This is a genomic window from Pseudomonas sp. Leaf15, from assembly GCF_001421425.1.
Classification (GTDB): Bacteria; Pseudomonadota; Gammaproteobacteria; order Pseudomonadales; family Pseudomonadaceae; genus Aquipseudomonas; species Aquipseudomonas salomonii.
The window spans coordinates 65,803-86,404 of the sequence record NZ_LMKI01000012.1; the positions used below are offsets into that span (position 1 = coordinate 65,803).

At 61.5% G+C, this 20,602-nt stretch carries 19 protein-coding genes; 6 read left to right on the forward strand and 13 right to left on the reverse strand.

Annotation, left to right across the window (positions count from 1 at the left end; translation table 11 throughout):
- Positions 1-10 precede the first annotated feature (10 nt).
- The 5 genes from ASE80_RS10630 to ASE80_RS10650 all read right to left on the reverse strand — a co-directional run bounded on the left by ASE80_RS10630 (position 11) and on the right by ASE80_RS10650 (position 5,260).
- Positions 11-760, reverse strand: coding sequence for an SDR family NAD(P)-dependent oxidoreductase (locus ASE80_RS10630; protein ID WP_056858872.1), 750 nt, complete (start codon positions 758-760; stop codon positions 11-13).
- A 135-nt stretch (positions 761-895) separates the two neighbouring features.
- The gene (locus ASE80_RS10635; RefSeq protein WP_056858873.1) at positions 896-1,657 is read right to left on the reverse strand and encodes an SDR family NAD(P)-dependent oxidoreductase; all 762 of its coding nucleotides are present in this window, start codon (positions 1,655-1,657) and stop codon (positions 896-898) included.
- Positions 1,658-1,667: 10 nt separating this feature from the next.
- Entirely contained in the window at positions 1,668-3,008 is a 1,341-nt protein-coding gene (locus ASE80_RS10640) for an MFS transporter (protein ID WP_056858874.1), read from the reverse strand.
- 30 nt (positions 3,009-3,038) lie between these two features.
- Positions 3,039-3,917 carry a polysaccharide deacetylase family protein gene (locus ASE80_RS10645; protein ID WP_056858875.1) on the reverse strand — a complete coding sequence of 293 codons (879 nt, stop codon included), beginning with the start codon at positions 3,915-3,917 and terminating at the stop codon, positions 3,039-3,041.
- An 11-nt stretch (positions 3,918-3,928) separates the two neighbouring features.
- Positions 3,929-5,260 (reverse strand): amidase, encoded by a 1,332-nt coding sequence (locus ASE80_RS10650; RefSeq protein ID WP_056858876.1) that lies wholly within the window; start codon positions 5,258-5,260, stop codon positions 3,929-3,931.
- Positions 5,261-5,595: 335 nt separating this feature from the next.
- On the opposite strand from ASE80_RS10650, the gene ASE80_RS10655 reads away from it, so the two are divergent.
- The 6 genes from ASE80_RS10655 (at position 5,596) to cmoB (ending at position 12,210) form a co-directional block, all read left to right on the forward strand.
- Positions 5,596-6,585, forward strand: a complete 990-nt coding sequence (locus ASE80_RS10655) for a GntR family transcriptional regulator (RefSeq protein ID WP_056858877.1) — start codon at positions 5,596-5,598, stop codon at positions 6,583-6,585.
- Between the two features lie 161 nt (positions 6,586-6,746).
- Positions 6,747-9,170: an endopeptidase La gene (gene lon / locus ASE80_RS10660; protein ID WP_056858878.1), complete on the forward strand. Its 2,424-nt coding sequence runs from the start codon at positions 6,747-6,749 to the stop codon at positions 9,168-9,170.
- A 259-nt stretch (positions 9,171-9,429) separates the two neighbouring features.
- Complete coding sequence (locus tag ASE80_RS10665; RefSeq protein ID WP_056858879.1) at positions 9,430-9,819, forward strand: protease inhibitor I42 family protein; 390 nt, start codon at positions 9,430-9,432, stop codon at positions 9,817-9,819.
- A gap of 1 nt (position 9,820) precedes the next feature.
- Positions 9,821-10,477 carry a lysoplasmalogenase gene (locus ASE80_RS10670; protein ID WP_056858880.1) on the forward strand — a complete coding sequence of 219 codons (657 nt, stop codon included), beginning with the start codon at positions 9,821-9,823 and terminating at the stop codon, positions 10,475-10,477.
- 36 nt (positions 10,478-10,513) lie between these two features.
- Positions 10,514-11,257 (forward strand): carboxy-S-adenosyl-L-methionine synthase CmoA, encoded by a 744-nt coding sequence (gene cmoA / locus ASE80_RS10675; RefSeq protein ID WP_056858881.1) that lies wholly within the window; start codon positions 10,514-10,516, stop codon positions 11,255-11,257.
- Positions 11,254-12,210: a tRNA 5-methoxyuridine(34)/uridine 5-oxyacetic acid(34) synthase CmoB gene (gene cmoB, locus ASE80_RS10680; RefSeq protein WP_056858882.1), complete on the forward strand. Its 957-nt coding sequence runs from the start codon at positions 11,254-11,256 to the stop codon at positions 12,208-12,210. The genes cmoA and cmoB overlap by 4 nt, the downstream gene beginning before the upstream one ends.
- Before the next feature lie 114 nt (positions 12,211-12,324).
- On the opposite strand, the gene tadA is transcribed toward cmoB, so the two are convergent.
- The 8 genes from tadA to lepA all read right to left on the reverse strand — a co-directional run bounded on the left by tadA (position 12,325) and on the right by lepA (position 20,500).
- Positions 12,325-12,816 carry a tRNA adenosine(34) deaminase TadA gene (gene tadA, locus ASE80_RS10685; protein ID WP_056858883.1) on the reverse strand — a complete coding sequence of 164 codons (492 nt, stop codon included), beginning with the start codon at positions 12,814-12,816 and terminating at the stop codon, positions 12,325-12,327.
- Positions 12,816-14,192, reverse strand: a complete 1,377-nt coding sequence (locus ASE80_RS10690) for a multicopper oxidase family protein (protein ID WP_111452779.1) — start codon at positions 14,190-14,192, stop codon at positions 12,816-12,818. Before ASE80_RS10690 ends, tadA begins: the two co-directional genes overlap by 1 nt.
- A 267-nt stretch (positions 14,193-14,459) precedes the next feature.
- A complete protein-coding gene (pdxJ, locus tag ASE80_RS10695; protein ID WP_056858885.1) occupies positions 14,460-15,203 on the reverse strand; it encodes a pyridoxine 5'-phosphate synthase in 744 nt (247 codons plus the stop codon).
- A gap of 51 nt (positions 15,204-15,254) precedes the next feature.
- Complete coding sequence (gene recO, locus ASE80_RS10700) at positions 15,255-15,944, reverse strand: DNA repair protein RecO (protein WP_056858886.1); 690 nt, start codon at positions 15,942-15,944, stop codon at positions 15,255-15,257.
- Positions 15,945-16,103: 159 nt separating this feature from the next.
- Positions 16,104-17,006: a GTPase Era gene (gene era / locus ASE80_RS10705; RefSeq protein ID WP_056858887.1), complete on the reverse strand. Its 903-nt coding sequence runs from the start codon at positions 17,004-17,006 to the stop codon at positions 16,104-16,106.
- Entirely contained in the window at positions 16,999-17,688 is a 690-nt protein-coding gene (gene rnc / locus ASE80_RS10710; RefSeq protein ID WP_017136295.1) for a ribonuclease III, read from the reverse strand. The genes era and rnc overlap by 8 nt, the downstream gene beginning before the upstream one ends.
- Before the next feature lie 152 nt (positions 17,689-17,840).
- The gene (gene lepB / locus ASE80_RS10715) at positions 17,841-18,695 is read right to left on the reverse strand and encodes a signal peptidase I (RefSeq protein WP_017136294.1); all 855 of its coding nucleotides are present in this window, start codon (positions 18,693-18,695) and stop codon (positions 17,841-17,843) included.
- A gap of 5 nt (positions 18,696-18,700) precedes the next feature.
- Positions 18,701-20,500, reverse strand: a complete 1,800-nt coding sequence (lepA, locus tag ASE80_RS10720) for a translation elongation factor 4 (RefSeq protein WP_003210439.1) — start codon at positions 20,498-20,500, stop codon at positions 18,701-18,703.
- Between the last annotated feature and the right edge of the window lie 102 nt (positions 20,501-20,602).

Here is a 20,602-nt window from a genome sequence, read left to right on the forward strand (position 1 = left end):
TACACCTCACTCATGGCATGACATCGCCGGAGTTAGGGCCGAGTGTCTGGCCGACAAACAGGTTGCCACCCGGCTCGCTGGCGAGCAGCACGGCGGTCGGCGCCACCTCATCGGCCAGGCCGAAGCGGCCCAGGGGCAACTCGGCGGCTTTGGCGCGCTTCCAGTCTGCGCTGATGCCGCCCACCAACGGCGTCTCGATCGGGCCGGGTGCGATGGCATTGACCAGCACGTTGTCCTTGGCCACTTCCAGCGCCAGGGATTTGGTGAAGCCGATCACGCCGGCCTTGGCTGCCGCGTAGTGGGTCAACTCGGCGCCGCCCTTGATGCCCAGTTGCGAGGCCACATTGATGATGCGGCCCCAGCGCTGCGCGAGCATGTGCGGCAAGGCGCGCTGGCTGGCGACAAACACACTGGTGAGGTCGACGCGCAGCATGTCGTTCCACATCTCGATGGAGAGGTCGACGCAGCGTGCCTGGGTGAGCATGCCGGCATTGTTGACCAGAATATCGATGCCGCCGAAGTGCTCGACGCAACGGTCGACACTGGCCTGGGCGCCTTCAACGCTGCCGACATCGGCCAGGCATTCGACCACCTCGGCACCGAGGTTGCGGCAGGTGATCGCGGTTTCGGCGAGGCTGGCGGCGTTACGGTCGGCCAGCAGCAAGCGTGCGCCCTCGGCGGCGTAGGCACGGGCGATGGCGGCACCGATGCCGCTGCCGGCGCCGGTGATCACGGCACGACGGTGAGTGAGTTGATTCATGCAAAACCTCCAGTTGAACACCATCCCCTGTGGGAGCTGGCTCGCCTGCGATAGCGGTGGGTCAGTCAATACATGTGTTGCTGACCCACCGCTATCGCAGGCAAGCCAGCTCCCACATGTTTAGATCGAGTACCGTCAGTCGGGCCAGCGCACAGTTAAACCACCGTCGATGACGATGCTTTGGCCAGTCAAATAGCTCGACGCCTCACTGGTCAAAAACTGCACCAGCGACGCCACCTCATCCGCCCGCCCTACCCGCCCCAACGGAATCGCCCGTGCGGCCTTGGCCAAGCCTTCAGGCCCCAAAGAGTTCTTCGCATCCAGCGACTGCGGCGTCTCGATCAACCCCGGAATCACCGCATTGCAGCGAATGCCCAGCGCCGCCAACTCCACCGCCAGCGAACGGCACAACCCCGGCACACCCGCCTTCGCTGCTGCATAATGGCTATGCTCCTGCCAGCCATACACACCGCCGGCAATCGATGAAATCGCCACCAGCGCGCCGCCCTCTTTCATGTGCCGGCTTGCCGCGCGAAAGGTGCGCATCACCCCCGTCAGGTCGACATTGAGCATCTCGTCCCACAGCTCATCGGTCATCTCCAGCAACGGCGCACGGCGCAGCAAGCCGGCGTTGGCCACGGCGTAATCGAGGCGGCCGAAGTGCTGCACGGCGGCCTCGGCCAGGGCGTCGACCGAGGCACTATTGCCCACGTCCAGCGGCAACATCAGGCATTCGCCGCCGGCGTCTTTCACCAGGGCCACGGTGGTATGTGGGTCATGGGGATCGGCCGGGAAATACCCGCCAACCACCACCACGCCGCTGCGCGCATACGCCACGGCAAGGGCTTGACCGATGCCGCTGGCGGCACCGGTAATCAAGGCAACTTTACGGCTCATCTAACACTCCTTACTGAACGGTTTCCGGGCGCACATGGCGGGCGGCAAACATCAGCGCGCCGGACAAGAAGCACGGCAGTGCGCCGAACCACAGCGCGGCGGTCTGCCAATCACTGCCGGCGGACAACACCTGGGTGGCGCCAAACCCTGCGACCACTGCACCAATAGGCCCCATGGCATGGATGATCGCGCCGCCGGTGGCACGGATGCTGGTCGGGAAACTCTCGCTGATAAAGAACAACGCCGCCGAGTACGGCCCGATCAGGAAGAACAGGCCCAGGCTGTACAGCCCCACCACCATCGGCATATTGCTTGGGCCAAACAGCATCCCGGCAAACGCCAGGCCGCCGAGCATCCAGCCCAGGCCGATAACGTTGCGGCGGCCGATCTTGTCGCCCATCCAGCCGTGGGTCAGGTAACCGCAGTAGCCCACCAGGTTGGAGAGCACGAGGATGATCAGCGAGTTTTCGAACGAAATATGGTGCACGCTGACGATCACCGAGGTGCCGAGCACACTGAACACCTGGATGGCTGCCCAGTTGAGCAACAGCGCGGCGCCGATGACCAATGTGGCGCGCCGGGCCGGCCCACGGAAGGCGGCTTTAAGGCCAGCCTTGCTGTGTTCGTCGTAATCGACGCCGTAGGTCACGGCGACGTTTTGCGCTTCTTTTACCGCGCCGCTTTTTCGCAGTTCGCTGATGCGCTGATGGATCTGGAACTGCGGGCTCTCCTTGAGCTTGCGCGCCATGATCGCGATCACGATGGCCGGGATCGCTGCAAAGATGAAGCAGCCCTGCCAGCCGATAATCGGCAGCAACAGCGCGGTCAACCCGGCCGCGATCAACGCGCCCACTGGCCAGCCGCCCTGCACCAGGCTGTAGATAAACCCACGGCGCTTGGTCAGTCGCGGGTCTTCCGAGGCGCCGTACAACTCGCTCAGGTAGGTGGCGTTGACGGTTTCCTCGGCATAGCCCAGGCCGCCCAGCGAACGAATCAGAATCAGCGGCGACTTGCCCCACGCACCGCCAATCGCGGTGAGCGCCGAGCACAGTGCGGAACCTGCCACGGTAAAAATAATGCCTTTGCGCCGGCCCAACTTGTCCACAACCGGGCCAATCGCAAAGGCGACCACCGCCGTGCCCACCGCCACCCATGTTGCGATTTCAGCTTGCTCCACTTCACCCCAGCCAAAGTGCCGGCCGATCTCCGGCAGCAAGGTGCCGAACAGAATGAAGTCATACACCGCAAACACCCAGGCGAAAAACGCGATCCAGGTGGCAAAGCGTACCTCCCGGGACGTCAGTTGCCGGGGTTTCCAGCCAGTCAGGTCAAGCTTGTTATAGATGGACATAATCGCGCCTCGGGGGGATGGGCAAAGGGGTCAGGTACGCGGTTGGCGGCGGATAAAGTCGTCGGCAATTTCGTCAAAGGTGACGAAGCGCACGCCGGCATGGCTCTGGATGTGTTCGATCAGGCGCTCGAGCATCAACAGCACTTGCGGGCGGCCGGACACGTCGGGGTGGATGGTGATGGTGAACACCGCGTGTTCGTGTTCGCGGTAGACCCAGTCGAACTGGTCGCGCCACATCTCTTCCAGGTGACGCGGGTTGACGAAGCCGTGGCTGTTGGGGGCTTTTTTGATGAACATCATCGGCGGCAGGTCGTCGAGGTACCAGTTGGCCGGGATTTCCACCAGGTCGGTTTCTTCGCCGCGCACTAAAGGTTTCATCCAGGTATCCGGGTGCTGGCTGTAATCGATCTTGGTCCAGCTGTCACCCTTGCGCACGTAGTACGGGTGGAAGTCGTTGTGCATCAGGCTGTGGTCGTACTTGATGCCTTTTTTCAGCAGCAGCTCGTTGGTGACCTTGCTGAATTCCCACCAGGGCGCGACATAACCGGTCGGGCGTTTACCGGTGACTTGGGTGATCAGCTCGATGGATTTATCGAGGACGATTTCTTCCTGTTCGGCGGTCATTGCAATCGGGTTTTCGTGGCTGTAGCCGTGCACGCCGATTTCGTGACCGGCATCGGCCACCGCCTTCATCTGCTCGGGGAAGGTTTCCATCGAGTGGCCGGGGATAAACCAGGTGGTGCGCAGGCCGTAGCGCTCGAACAGTTTGAGCAGGCGCGGCGCGCCGATTTCACCCGCGAACAGGCCGCGGGAGATGTCGTCCGGCGAGTCTTCACCGCCGTAGGAGCCGAGCCAGCCGGCGACGGCGTCTACGTCGACGCCAAATGCACAGAGAATGTCTTTAGCCATGGTATGTCTCCTTAAAAATTCAGGGTGGTTTCGACCGCCAACGCGGCCCTGAGCAGGCGCGCGTCTTCGCCACTCGGCACGCTGAGCAGCAGGCCGGTGGGCAAGCCCAGGGCATCACGGCCGCTGGGCAGGCTGACGCCAGGCATGTCGAGCAAACTGCCGGGCATGGTCAGGCGCAAGGTGGCGAGGTTGGTTTTAACGAACAGCTCGTCGTCGGCTTGCAGCGGTGCCAGCGCCGGGGCGACATGGGCGACCGTCGGGGTAATGAGAACGGCACCGTCGAGCTCATCGACCAGTTGGAGTTGCAAGCGGCGGCGCGCGTCGATCAGGTGCAGCAATTGGCTGGCGGGCAATTCACGTGCGGCCTCCAGGCGCCGGCGTACACGCGGGTCGAGTTGCTCGGCATCGCTGCTGTCCAACAGGTTTTCGTGCAGGGCAAAGGCTTCGAATGAGCCGAGCCAGCCGTCCTGCTTGATCAGGTTGAGGGTGGCCTGGAAGGTGGCTGATGCGCGCACCTCGATCAGCCCGCCGGCGGCCTTGAGCTGGTCCACCGCGCGCAGCAGGTTATTGCGCACGGCAGGCTCGATGTCTTCCAGCGCGCCTTGCTCAAGCACAAAACGCTGGCCCTTGAGGCTACGGGCGACGTGCTGTTGCGTGCGGCCGTTGAGCAGGTCGTCGATGACCAGCGCATCGCGCACGCTGCGGGTCAGCGGGCCGAGGCTGTCGAGGGTGTGTGCCAGCGGGAATACGCCGTCGCGGCTGTAGCGTCGACAGCTGCTGCGATAGCCCACCACGCCATTGAGCGCCGCGGGGATGCGAATCGAGCCGGCTGTGTCGGTGCCCATGGCGATGGGCACGATCCCCGCCGCCACCGCGACCGCCGAGCCCGACGATGAGCCGCCGGGGATACGCGGTTGATCGCTGCCACTGGGGTTATGGGGCGTGCCGAAATGCGGGTTCAGGCCCAGCCCGGAATACGCCAGTTCGCTGAGGTTAGTCTTGCCGATGCTGACCATTCCGGCGCGGCACAACAGCCCCACACTGGGCGCATCGATCAAGGCCGGCGCAGCGTTGCGGCGATAGGCAGCGCCTGCGGTGGTGATGCTGCCGGCCACGTCGAACAAATCCTTCCAGGCCAGTGGCACGCCGTCGAATAAGCTTAAGGGCTGGCCGGCACGCCAGCGCGCGGCTGCCGCCTCGGCCTCACGGCGTGCGCGCTGGGCGGTCAGGGAAATAAACACACTGGGCGCCATGCTCGCGTGGACGAGTGCCTGTTCCAGCGCCTGCACCGGGTCGTTGCGACCGCTGGCAAAGTCCTGGGCCATTGAGGTGGCGTCTGACATTGAGATGACCCCCATAAAACGTACATATTAATAAAATGTACATTTTACAAAGGCAGATTTCGTGCCAATCTCTTTAAGTGTGTTGTCGTGCTCGTAAGGTTTATCGCCAACAACTGCAGGATAGATGGTTTTGCGCTTTGCAAAAAAAAGTGAGGTGAGTGATGCGACTAGTCACAATTGAAATAATGTATCTTTTATTAATAAATACATTTTTGTGCGAAAAGTAACGTTTTTCTCCTTCCGGCCCCAAAAAAGTGCCATCACTGTGGCGCGGAGTGACAGGCTCATCTATGAGAGAATCCCCGGCCACTTTCCTACACGCCCAAGAGAACACGATGAAAGCAGTGTCCGCCTCGGCCTCCCGTTACGCGATGATTCACCAGCTGTTGCGTAACGCGATCGTCAACGGCACCGCGCGCAATGGGCTGGTGCTGCTGGAAGCGCCCTTGGCCGAACTGTTCGGTACCAGCCGCGTGCCGGTGCGCAAGGCTCTGGACCTGCTGCATGATGAGGGCCTGATCTGCCGCTTCAATGGCCGGGGTTACTTGATCAACCCCAAAGGCCTGGCCATGGAGCCGCTGCGCTTGCCCCTGAGCCAGGCGCATCTGGGCCTTGATGGCGAGGCTGAGTGGGTGGATACGCGGCCGCTGGGTGAGCGGATCGTCGAGGAAATCGGCGCGGCGCTGTCCACCTGCATCGCTTTTGGCCATTACCGCCTGGACGAGCAAGCCGCCGCCGACCACTACGGCGTCAGCCGCGCCGTGGTGCGTGAAGCGCTGATGCGCCTGCGCGACCGTGGCCTGGTGGAAAAAGAACCCTACTCCCAGTGGCTGGCCGGGCCATTGACCGCACGGGAAGTCACCGAAGACTACGAATTGCGCGCCTGCCTGGAACCCGAGGCGCTGCGCCAGAGCGCGCCAAACCTGGACCGCGAGCTGCTCGAAGCGATGTTGCAGCGCGTGCTGGACGCCCAGCAAAGCCCGCACTGCAGCCTGGAAACCATCGAGCAGATCGAAGAAGACTTGCACCAACGCTGCCTGGCGGGCTTGCAAAACCGCAAGATCGCCGCGCTGATCCGCCAGGGCCAGAGCCCGATGATCATCAGTCGTATTTTTTACCGTTTACTGGGGATCGGCGCAGATCCGGCCATGCTCGCCGAACATCGCCTGATTCTGGAGTTGTTGCTGCATGGGGCATTTGACGCGGCGGCGCTGAATTTGCGCGAGCATTTGCAGCGGGCGCGGCAGCGGATGTTGCAGCGGCTCAAGGTGCTGTCGGTGTTACCGGAGCAGCCGCTGCCGGCCTACCTGCACAAAATCAGCTGACTTCACTCGATCTGAAATGTGGGAGCTGGCTTGCCTGCTCCCACATGGGTTCAGCGGTGCTGGCGGAAATTTCATGCAATATGTTGCTATCTCACGCCTACCATTGAAACCACCGCCACCCCGCCCCATCTAACCTGCATACTTCCTTATGCAGGTGCCCCATGAGCGACCAGCAAGAATTCCCGGACATCGACCTGAACGATTACGCCGACCCCGAAAACGCTGAACACGAAACCTCGTCCAACACCGGCCTGGCCCTGCCTGGGCAAAACCTGCCGGACAAGGTCTATATCATCCCGATCCACAACCGGCCGTTTTTCCCGGCGCAGGTATTGCCGGTCATCGTCAACGAAGAGCCGTGGGCCGAAACCCTGGAGCTGGTGAGCAAATCCGACCACCACTCGCTCGCGCTGTTTTTCATGGACACGCCACCCGAAGACCCGCGCCACTTCGACACCTCCAGCCTGCCGCTGTACGGCACGCTGGTGAAGGTGCACCACGCCAGCCGCGAAAACGGCAAGCTGCAATTTGTCGCCCAGGGCCTGACCCGCGTGCGCATCAAGACCTGGCTCAAGCACCATCGCCCGCCGTACCTGGTGGAAGTCGAATACCCGCACCAGCCCACCGAGCCGACCGATGAGGTCAAGGCCTACGGCATGGCGCTGATCAACGCGATCAAAGAACTGCTGCCGCTCAACCCGCTGTACAGCGAAGAGTTGAAGAACTACCTCAACCGCTTCAGCCCCAACGACCCGTCGCCGCTCACCGACTTCGCCGCCGCGCTCACCTCGGCCACCGGTAACGAGTTGCAGGAAGTGCTGGACTGCGTGCCCATGCTCAAGCGCATGGAAAAAGTGCTGCCGATGCTGCGCAAGGAAGTTGAAGTTGCGCGCCTGCAAAAAGAGATTTCCGCCGAGGTGAACCGCAAGATCGGTGAGCATCAGCGAGAGTTCTTCCTTAAGGAACAACTCAAGGTCATCCAGCAAGAGCTGGGTTTGACCAAGGATGACCGCAGCGCCGATGTCGAACAGTTCGAGCAACGCCTGGTGGGCAAAACGCTGCCGACCCAGGCGCAGAAACGCATCAGCGAAGAAATGAACAAACTGTCGATCCTGGAAACCGGTTCGCCGGAATACGCGGTCACGCGCAACTACCTGGACTGGGCCACTTCCGTGCCGTGGGGCGTGTATGGCGAGGACAAACTCGACCTCAAACACGCACGCAAGGTGCTGGATAAGCACCATGCGGGCCTGGACGATATCAAGAGCCGTATACTCGAGTTCCTCGCGGTGGGTGCCTATAAAGGCGAAGTCGCCGGGTCCATCGTGCTGTTGGTGGGCCCACCGGGTGTGGGCAAGACCAGTGTGGGTAAATCCATCGCCGAATCCCTGGGCCGGCCGTTCTACCGCTTCAGCGTCGGCGGCATGCGCGACGAGGCCGAAATCAAGGGCCATCGCCGCACCTACATCGGCGCCCTGCCGGGCAAGCTGGTGCAGGCGCTTAAAGATGTGGAAGTGATGAACCCGGTGATCATGCTCGACGAGATCGACAAGATGGGCCAGAGCTTCCAGGGCGACCCGGCGTCGGCGCTGCTGGAAACCCTGGACCCTGAGCAGAACGTCGAATTCCTCGATCACTACCTGGACCTGCGCCTGGACCTGTCCAAAGTGCTGTTCGTGTGCACCGCCAACACCCTGGACTCGATCCCCGGCCCATTGCTGGACCGGATGGAAGTGATTCGCCTGTCGGGCTATATCACCGAAGAAAAAGTCGCCATTGCCAAGCGCCACTTGTGGCCCAAGCAGCTGGAAAAAGCCGGCGTGGCGAAAACCAGCCTGAGCATCAGCGACGGCGCCCTGCGTGCCTTGATCGACGGTTATGCGCGGGAAGCCGGGGTGCGTCAGCTGGAGAAACAGCTGGGCAAACTGGTGCGCAAGGCGGTGGTCAAGTTGCTGGATGAGCCGGCCTCGGTGATCAAGATCGGCAACAAGGACCTGGAGAGTTCATTGGGCATGCCGGTGTTCCGCAACGAGCAAGTGCTGTCCGGCACCGGTGTGATTACCGGCCTGGCCTGGACCAGCATGGGCGGCGCAACCTTGCCGATTGAGGCGACGCGCATCCATACGCTCAACCGCGGCTTCAAACTCACCGGGCAGTTGGGTGAAGTGATGAAAGAGTCCGCCGAGATTGCCTACAGCTACATCAGCTCAAACCTGAAGTCGTTTGGCGGGGACCCGAAGTTCTTCGATGAAGCCTTCGTGCACCTGCACGTGCCGGAAGGCGCCACACCCAAAGACGGCCCGAGCGCGGGTGTCACCATGGCCAGTGCGCTGCTGTCGCTGGCGCGCAACCAGCCGCCGAAAAAAGGCGTGGCCATGACCGGCGAGCTGACCTTGACCGGGCATGTGCTGCCAATTGGCGGCGTGCGCGAGAAGGTGATTGCGGCGCGGCGTCAGAAGATTCATGAGCTGATTTTGCCGGAGCCGAACCGTGGCAGCTTTGAGGAATTGCCGGACTACCTGAAGGAAGGCATGACGGTGCACTTTGCCAAGCGTTTTGCGGATGTGGCGAAGGTGCTTTTCTGATAGTTCTCTAGTGCCGAACTGGCCCCTGTGGCGAGCAGGCTTGCCCTGCGTTGGGCTGCGCAGCAGCCCCAGTACTGACGACCTCATTCTTTCTGAAAGAATGGGGTCTTTTTAATTGGGGCCGCTGCGCAGCCCAACGCAGGGCAAGCCTGCTCGCCACAACAAGCCGTCTCGCCACAGCGGCAGCAGTTTTCTGCTTGTCACACCTTGTCTCATCTTCGGTTATGCTCGCCCTTCGTCGTGAATGAACGGAGCCCCCATGACCGCTGCCCGCCTGTTTCTCCCCTTGAGCCTTGCCCTGCTGGCCGGATGCGCCAGTGCCCCCAAGCAAAACGTCAGCGTGGATAACCAGAGCGCCTGCCCGCTCCAGCTTAAAACCGGGCAAAACCTGATCCTTACCTTGCCGAGCAACCCCACCACCGGCTACCGCTGGGCCATCCAGGATTCTGCCGGCGGCGTGTTGCGCGCATTGAGCCCGGAGGTTTACAGCAGCAGCGAATCCGGTGTGATCGGCGGCGGCGGCCAGTCGACGTGGCGCTTCCAGGCCTTCGCGGCGGGTCAAGGCCGTTTGCGCCTGACGTCCCAGCAACCCTGGGAGCCGGAAGCCGAACCAGCCGAAACCTTCGACTGCGCCATTACGGTGAACTGATATGCCATGGCTGATCCTCGCGCTGATGGGCGCCGGCACCTTTATCTATGGCCTGACCACCCACGCCACCTTGTTGTGCCTGTTGGTCAAACCGCTGCCGGTGCTGGCACTGCTGGGCTGGTTGCATGATGCGCCGCCCACCGACTATCGACGCTGGATCAGCCTGGGGCTGATTTTTTCCCTGGTCGGCGATGTGCTGCTCGCCTGGCCGGGTGACCTGTTTATCTTTGGCCTTGGCGCGTTCCTGTTTGCGCACCTGGCGTATTTGAAAGCCTATTTCAGCGATTGCCGCCGCCTGGCGGTGTTGCCCTTGGTCTTGGCGCTGGCGGTCGGCGCGATTTTGTTGAGCATCCTGATTTCCCACGGCCTGGGCGACTTGCTGGTGCCCGTGGTGGTTTACGCGCTGGTGATCAGCGCCATGCTCTGGCGCGCACTCGCGCGGCTGGGCAGTGAGGTGCCGAAACGCTCGGCCTGGCTTGCGGCAGCGGGGGCAGTGTCGTTTGTGTTTTCCGACACCCTGATCGGCATCAATCGGTTTGTGCTGGCCTTCGATGCGGCGCCGTATTTGCTGATCATCACCTACTGGCTCGGCCAGTGGGGCATCACGGCCTCGGCTTTCCATCAGACAACCCGCGCACACGAGGGCCAACTTGGCTAAAATGCCGGCCTTTCCCCCCTCGTCGCCGGAACAACCGTGAGCAAAGAACCCGATCGCCTATTCGCCCAGCCCCTGCCCCAGGTGCCGGACTTCGCCTTTAACGAGGACGTGGTGCGGGTGTTCCCGGACATGATCAAGCGCTCGGTGCCGGGTTACCCGACCATCGTCGAGAACCTCGGCGTGCTCGCGGCGCAATTTGCCCAGCCGGGCAGCGTGCTCTACGACCTCGGTTCGTCCCTTGGCGCAGTGACCCAAGCCTTGCGTCGCCATGTGCGCACCGACGGCTGCCGAGTGATTGCGGTGGATAACTCCGCAGCCATGGTCGAGCGTTGCCGCGAATACCTCAACGGCCAGGATTCGATGTTCCAGGAGTTGCTGCCGGTTGAGGTGATCGAGGGCGACATTCTCGCGCTGCAATTCCAGCCCGCGTCGGTGGTGGCGTTGAACTTCACCCTGCAATTTATCGCGCCCGACCAACGCCTGGCGTTGCTCGGGCGTATCCGCCAGTCGCTGCTGCCAGGCGGGGCGTTGATCCTCTCGGAAAAGCTGCGTTTCAACGATCCGGAAGAACACGCACTGCTCACCGACCTGCATATCGCCTTCAAACGCGCCAACGGCTACAGCGAACTGGAAATTGCCCAGAAGCGCAGCGCCATCGAAAACGTCATGAAGCCCGACAGCCTCGAAGAACACCGCGAACGCCTGCTGGCGGCCGGGTTCTCGAAAGTCGTGCCGTGGTTCCAGTGTCTTAACTTTGCCTCGTTGATTGCCTTGCCATGATTGATTTGTCCCCCCTTGCCCGCCACTTGGTCGGCACTCCTCTGGCCGTGTGGGCCCAGGGCCTGCAAGCGCAGCTCGACAGCAAGATGGAAAAGGGTCATGGCGACCTGGAGCGCTGGCAGAGTGCGCTGGACGCACTGCCGCAGATCCAGCCCAGCGACGTCGATTTGCTCAATGGCCTGACGCTGGATACCGATTGCGACGACGCTACCCGCGCGCAAATGCACACCGCGCTGATGGGCCTGAGCCCGTGGCGCAAAGGCCCGTTCAACCTGTTCGGCGTGCACGTGGACACCGAATGGCGTTCGGACTGGAAGTGGTCACGGGTGGCGCCGCACCTGGATTTGAAGGGCAAGCGCATCCTCGATGTGGGTTGCGGCAACGGCTACTACATGTGGCGCATGCTCGGCGCGGGCGCCGACAGCGTGATTGGCGTGGACCCGAACTGGCTGTTTTTCTGCCAGTTCCAGGCGGTGCAGCGCTACTTGTCCGAACCGAAGGCCTGGCACTTGCCGTTCCCGTTTGAAGACCTGCCGTCGAACCTGGAAGGCTTCGATACGGTGTTTTCCATGGGCGTGTTTTATCACCGCCGTTCGCCGATCGAGCATCTGCTGGCGCTCAAGGACACCCTGGTCAAAGGCGGCGAGTTGGTGCTGGAAACCCTGGTCGTGGACGGCGATCAGCAGCAGGTGCTGGTGCCGGAAGACCGCTATGCACAGATGCGCAACGTGTGGTTCCTGCCATCGGTGCCGGCGCTGATGCTGTGGCTGCGCCGCGCAGGCTTCAGCGATGTGCGTTGCGTGGATGTGAGCGTGACCACGGTTGAGGAACAGCGTGGCACCGAGTGGATGAAGTATCAGTCGCTGAGTGATTTCCTGGACCCGGAGGATCACAGCAAGACCATTGAAGGGCTGCCGGCGCCGATCCGGGCGGTGATTATCGCCAAAAAGTAGCCCCAGACAGATCGTTCCCACGCTCCGCGTGGGAATGCAGCCAGGGACGCTCTGCGTCCCAAAGCGTGACGCAGAGCGTCACAAGAGGCATTCCCACGCGGAGCGTGGGAACGATCACTGACGAGCTCTGCGGGCCTTGAAGAATTCACTTAGCACCGTGCCGCATTCTTCAGCCAACACCCCGCCTTCATACAGCACCCGGTGATTCAAAAAGCCCTGGGTAAAAAACTGCCCCTGGCTTTGCACAATCCCGGCCTTGGGTTCGAGCGCGCCGTACACCACCCGTGCGATGCGCGAATGCACAATCAACCCGGCGCACATGCTGCACGGTTCCAGCGTCACATACAGCGTGCTGCCCACCAGCCGATAGTTACTGATCGCCTGTGCGGCGGCGCGGATGGCGACCATTTCGGCATGGGCGCTGGGGTCGTTGCCGCTGATCGGGCAGTTAAAACCACGGCCGATGATTTCACCGTCCTGCACCAGCACCGCGCCCACAGGCACTTCGCCCAGCACGGCGCCTTGGGCGGCAAGGGCCAGGGCTTCGCGCATGAAGTGCTGGTCACGGCTGCGGTCGATAATCGCAGCGGGGCGAATCTGGCGCATCACGCCACCTCGATGGCGGCCATCAGGCCGGTTTCCATATGGTCGATCACGTGGCAGTGAAACATCCACACGCCTGGGTTATCGGCCACCAACGCCACGCGGGCACGCTCGTTTTTGCCGAGCAGGTAGGTGTCGGTGAAATACGGGATCACCTTGTGGCGGTTCGAGGCGATCACCTTGAAACTCATGCCGTGCAGGTGAATCGGGTGCTGGTACTGGGTCATGTTCTTCAATTCGAAAATGTAGCTCTTGCCCTTTTCGAGCTTGGCAATCGGGCGGTCGGCGCAGGTCTTGTCGGTGATGTCCCAGGCCTTGCCGTTGATCTGCCACAGGCTCGGCGGTTTGCCGTCATCCACCGACACGCTGCCGACCCACTCGAAATTGAAGTTGAGTTTCTCGGCATTGGCCAGGTCCGGCTCGGCAATCGGGTTGGCAGGCAGCGCTGGCGGCCATTCGCTCGGCGCGTCGGTATTGGCGACTGAACGGAAGGTGCCCAGACGCACCGGGCCATTGCGGATGGAGAGTTCTTCACCGGCAGGCGGTGCCTTGATCGCCAGGCAAATGCGCATGCCCGAGCCTAGCCAGTATTCCTTGCCCAAGGGGCGCGGCTCTATAGGGTTGCCGTCCAGTGCGTAGATCTGCGCTTCAACGTCGGGGATGTTGAGGCGATACGTCAGGGTGTTGTCGAGGTTGAGCAAGCGCACACGAGTGATCTGCCCGGCAGGCAGGTCTATCACCGCCTGGGACACGCCATTGATGGTCGACAACCGCCCGGCCGTGCCGCCACGCGCGGCTTCACGGGGCACACTGAAGGCGACGAATGCGCCCTCTTCGTCCACGTGCCAGCTTTTCAGGCTCAAGGTGCATTCGTGTTTGAAACCGGTGGGCTCGCGCTCTTCGACAATCAGCGGGCCGACCAGGCCACGGCCGAGTTCTTCGCTGCTGTTCACGTGCGGGTGATACCAGTAGCTGCCGGCGTCGGGCACGCGGAATTTGTAGTCGAAGTATTCACCGGGCAGTACCGGCAATTGTGAGACGTAGGGCACGCCGTCCATTTCCAGCGGCAGGCGAATGCCGTGCCAGTGGATGGTGGTGGCGACCGGCAGGTGGTTGATAAAACGCACCCGCAGCCACTCGCCCTGGCGCACCCGCAACTCGGTGCCTGGCGCCGAGGGGCCGAACGCCCAGGCTTCGGTCTTGTGGCCGGGCACCAGTTCCACGTCCAACGGTGCGGCGATCAGCTCGTAATCGTGGCCCGCTTGCGCCTCGGCGACTTTCCCCAGCCAGTAGCGATAGGCGCCACCGGCACCGACGCCCACGACGGCCAGGCCTGCCAGGCCACCCAGGATTTGTCGACGGGAAAAGGATCGGGACACAACAACCTCACGTATCGGCCGCAGGCCAGAGGCCCGCAAAGGGAAGATACGATACACCTGCATCGGCTAAACAGTAAGGCTTCGCATTGCCGCATGGCGAAAACGCAGATGAAGACTCTAAAGATTTCCTGTGGGAGCTGGCTTGTGTGGGAGCTGGCTTGCCTGCGATAGCATCACCTCGGTAAAACTGAAAAACCGAGGCGCCTGCATCGCGGGCAAGCCCGGCTCCCACACAAGCCCGCTCCACAGGAGATTTCCAGTGTCTGATCAGTGCTTGGCAGCCGCCAGAATCAGGGTTTTCATCTCGGCAACCGCGCCTTTGAAACCGACGAACAGCGCATGCGCCACCAGCGCGTGGCCGATGTTCAGCTCGTTGATGCCCTTGATCGCGGCCACGGCTTCGACGTTGTGGTAGTGCAGGCCATGGCCGGCGTTGACGATCAAGCCTTCACTGAGGCCGCACTTGACGCCGTCGATGATGCGCTGCAGCTCCTCGGCCACTTCGGTGGGCGTGGTGGCATCGGCGTAACGGCCGGTGTGCAGTTCGATCGCCGGCGCGCCAACGCGACGCGAGGCTTCGATCTGGCGCTCGTCGGCGTCGATGAACAGTGACACTTCGCTGCCGATCTTCGACAGGCGCTCCACCGCCGCCTTGATCCGCGCTTCCTGGCCGGCCACATCAAGGCCGCCTTCGGTGGTGAGTTCCTGGCGGGTTTCCGGCACCAGGCAGATGTGCGCCGGGCGGATGCGCTCGGCGAACGCCATCATTTCTTCGGTGACGCCCATCTCGAAGTTCATGCGGGTTTGCAGCACGTCCTTGAGCACCAGTACATCGCGCTCCTGAATGTGACGGCGGTCTTCGCGCAGGTGCACGGTGATGCCGTCGGCGCCCGCTTCTTCGGCGTCCAGCGCGGCCTTGACCGGGTCGGGGTAACGGGTGCCCCGGGCCTGGCGCAGGGTGGCGACGTGGTCGATGTTGACGCCAAGAAGAATGCGATTGCTGGTGGTCACGGAAGCGCTCCTGAAAAGGGAAAGAAACGCTGCACAGCATACACGGGGTTGTCAGGGCTTTCGAAACAACTCGCGACTGACCAACGGGCGCCCGCCCAGATGCACGGCCAGCGCCTGGCGCATCAAGCGTTTGGCAGCGGACAAGGCGCCTGGCGCCGTCCAGTCCGCTTCGCTCATGGCCAACAGTTCGGTGCCCTGAAACAGGCCCGGTTGCAGCAGGTACACGCGCTCAAGCCCGGCGTCGACTTGCAGGCGGTACATGCCGTCGGCGGCAATGGGATCGCCGTGCAGGTCATTGCTCAGTTCGAAGCCGTAGCCCAAGTCATCGAGCAGCCGCCATTCGAAGGCGCGCAGCAGCGGCTCCAGCGGGCGACCTTCGGCCAAGGCCAAAAGCGTGGCGGCATAGTGATCGAAGACAGCGGGGTGCGGGTCTTCGGCGGGCAGCAGGCGGATCAGCAGTTCGTTGAGGTAAAGCCCGCTGAACAGCGCTTCGCCATTGAGCCAGGCCGAGGTGCCGACGCTTTCCAGGCGGCCAACGTTTTTCAGCTCGCCCTTGCCACGAAACTCCACGTCCAGCGCCACAAACGGCCGTGCCAGCGTGCCCGCCTTGCCCCGCGCACTGCGCAACACCGCGCGCAAGCGGCCTTGGGGCGTGAGGAAATCCACCAAAGCGCTGGTCTCGCGGTAGGCGCGGCTGTGCAGGACGTAGGCGAGTTGGCTGGGGGGTGGGGTTTGGGACATGCAAGTCTCTTCGCAGAACTTAAGAACAGCGACAAACCAATGTGGGAGCGGGCTTGCCCGCGATGCAGGCACCTCGGTCATTCAGTTGCACCGAGGTGATGCTATCGCAGGCAAGCCAGCTCCCACACAAGCCAGCTCCCACAGAGATACTGCGGGGTGTTACAGGTCGCCGTAGCCCAGGGAACGCAGCGCGCGCTCATCATCGGACCAACCACCTTTAACCTTTACCCACAGGTTAAGCATGATCTTGGAATCAAACAGCAATTCCATGTCCTTGCGCGCTTCGGTGCCGATGCGCTTGATGCGCTCGCCCTTGTCGCCAATGATGATTTTCTTCTGACCATCACGCTCTACGAGGATCAACGCGTGGATATGCAGGGTTTTGCCCTGCTGCTTGAACTCTTCGATTTCGACGGTGATCTGGTACGGCAGCTCGGCGCCCATCTGGCGCATGATTTTCTCGCGTACCAGTTCGGCGGCCAGGAAGCGGCTGCTGCGGTCGGTGATCTGGTCTTCCGGGAAGAAGTGCTCGTTCTCCGGCAGGTGCTGGGCGATCACGCGTTCCAGTGCGTCCAGGTTGTGGCCGTGCTGGGCCGAAATCGGCATGATCTGGGCGTTCGGCAGTTGTTCCTGCAGCCAGCTCAGGTGCGGCATCAGCTCGGCCTTGTCTTCGATGCGATCGGTCTTGTTCAGCGCGACGATCAACGGGCCGGTGACGTACTGCACACGCTCCAGAACCATCTGGTCTTCGTCGGTCCACTTGGTGCGGTCGACCACGAAGATCACCACGTCGACGTCTTTCAACGCCGCCGAAGCGGTTTTGTTCATGTAGCGGTTCAGCGCCTTCTCGCCACCTTTGTGCATGCCTGGGGTGTCGACGTAGACCGCTTGCACGGTGCCTTCGGTCTTGATGCCCAGCATGTTGTGGCGGGTGGTCTGCGGCTTGCGCGAGGTGATCGCCAGCTTCTGGCCGAGGATGTGGTTCAGCAGCGTGGACTTGCCCACGTTCGGGCGGCCGACGATGGCAACATAGCCACAGCGTGTTGCGGTTGAATCAGTCATGGCCATTCTCCACGCCCAGGGCAATCAGTGCTGCAGCGGCCGCTACCTGTTCGGCAATACGACGACTCACACCCTGACCTCGGCTTTTTTCATTCAATAAGGTGATTTCACATTCCACGAAAAACACGCGGCAATGGGGTTCACCCTGGATATCCACCACTTCGTAGCGTGGCAGTTCGCAACCACGCGACTGCAGGTATTCCTGCAGGCGGGTCTTGGGATCTTTGTTGGTGTCGACCAGCGTCAGGCTTTCGATCTCCGACGCCAGCCAGGCGACGACGCGCTCTTTGGCGGTCTCCATGCCTGCATCGAGGTAGATCGCACCGATCAACGCTTCGAGGGCATCGGCCAGGATCGACTCGCGGCGAAAACCACCGCTTTTCAGTTCGCCGGAACCCAGGCGCAGGTACTCGCCCAGGCCGAAACCACGGGCCAGCACGGCCAGGGTCTCGCCTTTGACCAGTCGTGCACGCAGGCGTGACAGCTGGCCTTCGCGCGCTTGCGGGAAACGCTCGAACAGCGCCTCACCGGCGGCAAAGTTGAGGATGGCATCACCGAGGAATTCCAGGCGCTCGTTATTGCGCCCTGCAAAGCTGCGGTGTGTGAGGGCAAGGACCATCAATTCCTGGTCCTTGAAGGTGTAGCCGAGCTGGCGCTCGAGACGGCTTAGAGAAACGCTCACGGTTTACCCATATCTGTTTGGTGGCACCGGCGGCCATCGACGATTGACGCAGTGTTCAAATTCAAATCCTGATTGGTACAGCAAGGGGTTTGGCCAATGATTGTCCCAACCCCAGAAAAGCATTCGGCGCTGTGTTCACAGCGCCGCCTGTATTACTTGATCAGCCCGACCCGCGAGAAGTTCGGCAGGTGGCTGAGCTTGGGTTCCGGCCAGCTCATCCAGACCGCAAAGGCCTTGCCGACAATGTTCTCGTCGGGAACCATGCCCAGCAGGTCCTTGGGAATATTAGGGTCATCCCAATACCGGCTGTCGTTGGAGTTGTCGCGGTTGTCGCCCATCATGAAGTAGTGCCCGGCCGGCACTTTCCACTCGGTGTCGGGCGGCGAGCGGTAGCGGCTCATTTCCTTGCGGATCTGGTGCTCGACCGCGCCGAGCTTTTCCTGATACAGCTCAGCGCTGCCCAGGGTGTTCGGCTCGGTGCCGATCAACTTCTCGGCTACCGACTCACCGTTGACGAACAGGCGCTTGTCGCTGGTGTAGCGAATCACATCGCCCGGCAGGCCGACGACACGCTTGATGTAGTTGACGTTCGGGTCGCTTGGGTAGCGGAACACCATCACATCGCCGCGCTGCGGATCACCGACCGGGATGACCTTCTTGTCGAGCACCGGCAGGCGGATCCCGTAGGAAAACTTGTTCACCAGGATGAAGTCGCCCACGTCCAGGGTGGGTTTCATCGAACCCGAAGGGATCTGAAACGGCTCCACCAGGAACGAACGCAGCACCAGCACGATGAACAACACCGGGAAGAACGACTTGCCGTATTCAACCAGCAAAGGCTCTTTGTTCAGTTTCTCGATCGCCACCGCATCGGGCTGGCTGACGCTGCCCTGATACGAGGCGATCGCCGCCCGCCGACGCGGGGCGAAGAACACCAGATCGAGCAACGCCAGGAGTCCGCAAACGGCAACGGCGATGACCAGCAACAGCGGGAAATTTAGTGACATAGGACCTAACTATCCAACCTGAGCACTGCAAGGAAGGCTTCTTGTGGAATTTCCACGTTGCCCACTTGCTTCATGCGTTTTTTACCGGCCTTTTGCTTCTCAAGCAGCTTGCGCTTACGGCTTACGTCACCGCCGTAGCATTTGGCCAGTACGTTCTTTCTGAGTGCCTTGACGGAGGTCCGTGCAATGATCTGCCCGCCAATGGCGGCCTGGATCGCGACATCGAACATCTGGCGCGGAATCAGTTCTTTCATCTTTTCGGTCAACTGGCGACCTTTGTAGTGCGCATTGTCCTTGTGCACGATCAGTGCCAGTGCATCCACCTTGTCGCCGTTGATCAGCACATCCAGTTTCACCAGATTAGCCGATTGGTAACGGTCGAAATGGTAATCCAGCGAAGCATAGCCGCGACTGGTGGATTTGAGACGGTCGAAGAAGTCCAGAACCACTTCGTTCATCGGCAAATCGTAGGTCACCTGCACCTGGGTACCGAGGAACAACATGTCGTGCTGCACGCCACGTTTTTCGATACACAGGGTAATCACGTTGCCCAAGTGCTCCTGCGGAACCAGGATATTGGCCCGCACGATCGGCTCGCGCATGTCTTCGATGGAGGACAGATCCGGAAGCTTGGACGGGTTGTCGACGTAAATCGTTTCACCGGTTTTCAGCGCCAGTTCAAAAATAACCGTTGGCGCCGTGGTGATCAGGTCCAGGTCGTATTCGCGCTCAAGGCGCTCCTGAATGATCTCCATGTGCAGCATGCCCAGGAACCCGCAGCGGAAGCCGAAGCCCAGGGCGTCGGAGCTTTCCGGGGTGTACTGCAACGACGAGTCGTTGAGGGTGAGCTTCTGCAGCGCTTCGCGGAAATCTTCGAAGTCGTCGGAGCTGACCGGGAACAGGCCGGCGTAAACCTGCGGCTGGATGCGTTTGAAGCCCGGCAGCACGTCGACGTCAGGGGTGGAGCTCAAGGTCAGGGTGTCACCCACCGGCGCACCGTGAATGTCCTTGATGCCGGCGATGATGAAGCCTACTTCACCGGCCTTGAGGTCGGTGGTAGCAGTGTGTTTCGGGTTAAATACACCGACGCTGTCCACCAGGTGGATCTTGCCGGTGGATTTGACCAGGATCTTGTCGCCCTTCTTCACACGGCCGTGGCGCACGCGTACCAGGGAAACAACGCCCAGGTAGTTGTCGAACCAAGAGTCGATGATCAACGCCTGCAGCGGATCTTCGTAGTTGCCGGTAGGCGCAGGAATGGTCTTGACCAGGCGCTCGAGCACTTCGTCAACGCCCAGGCCGGTCTTGGCGCTGCACTCGACGGCGTCGGTGGCGTCAATGCCGATGATTTTTTCGATTTCTTCTTTAACGCGGTCAGGATCGGCCTGGGGCAGGTCGATCTTGTTCAGTACCGGCATGACCTCAAGGCCCTGCTCGATCGCGGTGTAGCAGTTGGCCACGGACTGGGCTTCAACGCCCTGGCCGGCATCGACCACCAGCAAGGCACCTTCACACGCCGCCAGCGAACGGCTGACTTCGTAGGTGAAGTCAACGTGGCCTGGGGTGTCAATGAAGTTCAGCTGGTACTTGATACCGTCTTTTGCGGTGTAGTACAGGGTAACGCTGTGGGCCTTGATAGTGATGCCGCGCTCGCGCTCGAGGTCCATGGAGTCCAGTACCTGAGCTTCCATTTCACGCTCGGCAAGGCCGCCGCACATCTGGATGAATCGATCGGCCAGCGTCGACTTACCATGGTCAATGTGGGCGATGATGGAGAAATTGCGGATATGACTCAAATCACTCACGGATCAACACTCAAAAAGGCTGCAGGCAGATTGCCCGCTGAAAAATAGCCGGGAATTGTACCTGATGCTCGGGCCGGGCGTCATCTTTGCTGACCAGAACAA

What these genes read in the sequence shown, in the direction of transcription:
- ASE80_RS10630 (WP_056858872.1), bottom strand. Translation starts at nt 760, where the DNA reads ATGAATCAACTCACTCACCGTCGTGCCGTGATCACCGGCGCCGGCAGC.
- ASE80_RS10635 (WP_056858873.1), bottom strand. Translation starts at nt 1,657, where the DNA reads ATGAGCCGTAAAGTTGCCTTGATTACCGGTGCCGCCAGCGGCATCGGT.
- ASE80_RS10640 (WP_056858874.1), bottom strand. Translation starts at nt 3,008, where the DNA reads ATGTCCATCTATAACAAGCTTGACCTGACTGGCTGGAAACCCCGGCAA.
- ASE80_RS10645 (WP_056858875.1), bottom strand. Translation starts at nt 3,917, where the DNA reads ATGGCTAAAGACATTCTCTGTGCATTTGGCGTCGACGTAGACGCCGTC.
- ASE80_RS10650 (WP_056858876.1), bottom strand. Translation starts at nt 5,260, where the DNA reads ATGTCAGACGCCACCTCAATGGCCCAGGACTTTGCCAGCGGTCGCAAC.
- ASE80_RS10655 (WP_056858877.1), top strand. Translation starts at nt 5,596, where the DNA reads ATGAAAGCAGTGTCCGCCTCGGCCTCCCGTTACGCGATGATTCACCAG.
- lon (WP_056858878.1), top strand. Translation starts at nt 6,747, where the DNA reads ATGAGCGACCAGCAAGAATTCCCGGACATCGACCTGAACGATTACGCC.
- ASE80_RS10665 (WP_056858879.1), top strand. Translation starts at nt 9,430, where the DNA reads ATGACCGCTGCCCGCCTGTTTCTCCCCTTGAGCCTTGCCCTGCTGGCC.
- ASE80_RS10670 (WP_056858880.1), top strand. Translation starts at nt 9,821, where the DNA reads ATGCCATGGCTGATCCTCGCGCTGATGGGCGCCGGCACCTTTATCTAT.
- cmoB (WP_056858882.1), top strand. Translation starts at nt 11,254, where the DNA reads ATGATTGATTTGTCCCCCCTTGCCCGCCACTTGGTCGGCACTCCTCTG.
- tadA (WP_056858883.1), bottom strand. Translation starts at nt 12,816, where the DNA reads ATGCGCCAGATTCGCCCCGCTGCGATTATCGACCGCAGCCGTGACCAG.
- recO (WP_056858886.1), bottom strand. Translation starts at nt 15,944, where the DNA reads ATGTCCCAAACCCCACCCCCCAGCCAACTCGCCTACGTCCTGCACAGC.
- era (WP_056858887.1), bottom strand. Translation starts at nt 17,006, where the DNA reads ATGACTGATTCAACCGCAACACGCTGTGGCTATGTTGCCATCGTCGGC.
- lepB (WP_017136294.1), bottom strand. Translation starts at nt 18,695, where the DNA reads ATGTCACTAAATTTCCCGCTGTTGCTGGTCATCGCCGTTGCCGTTTGC.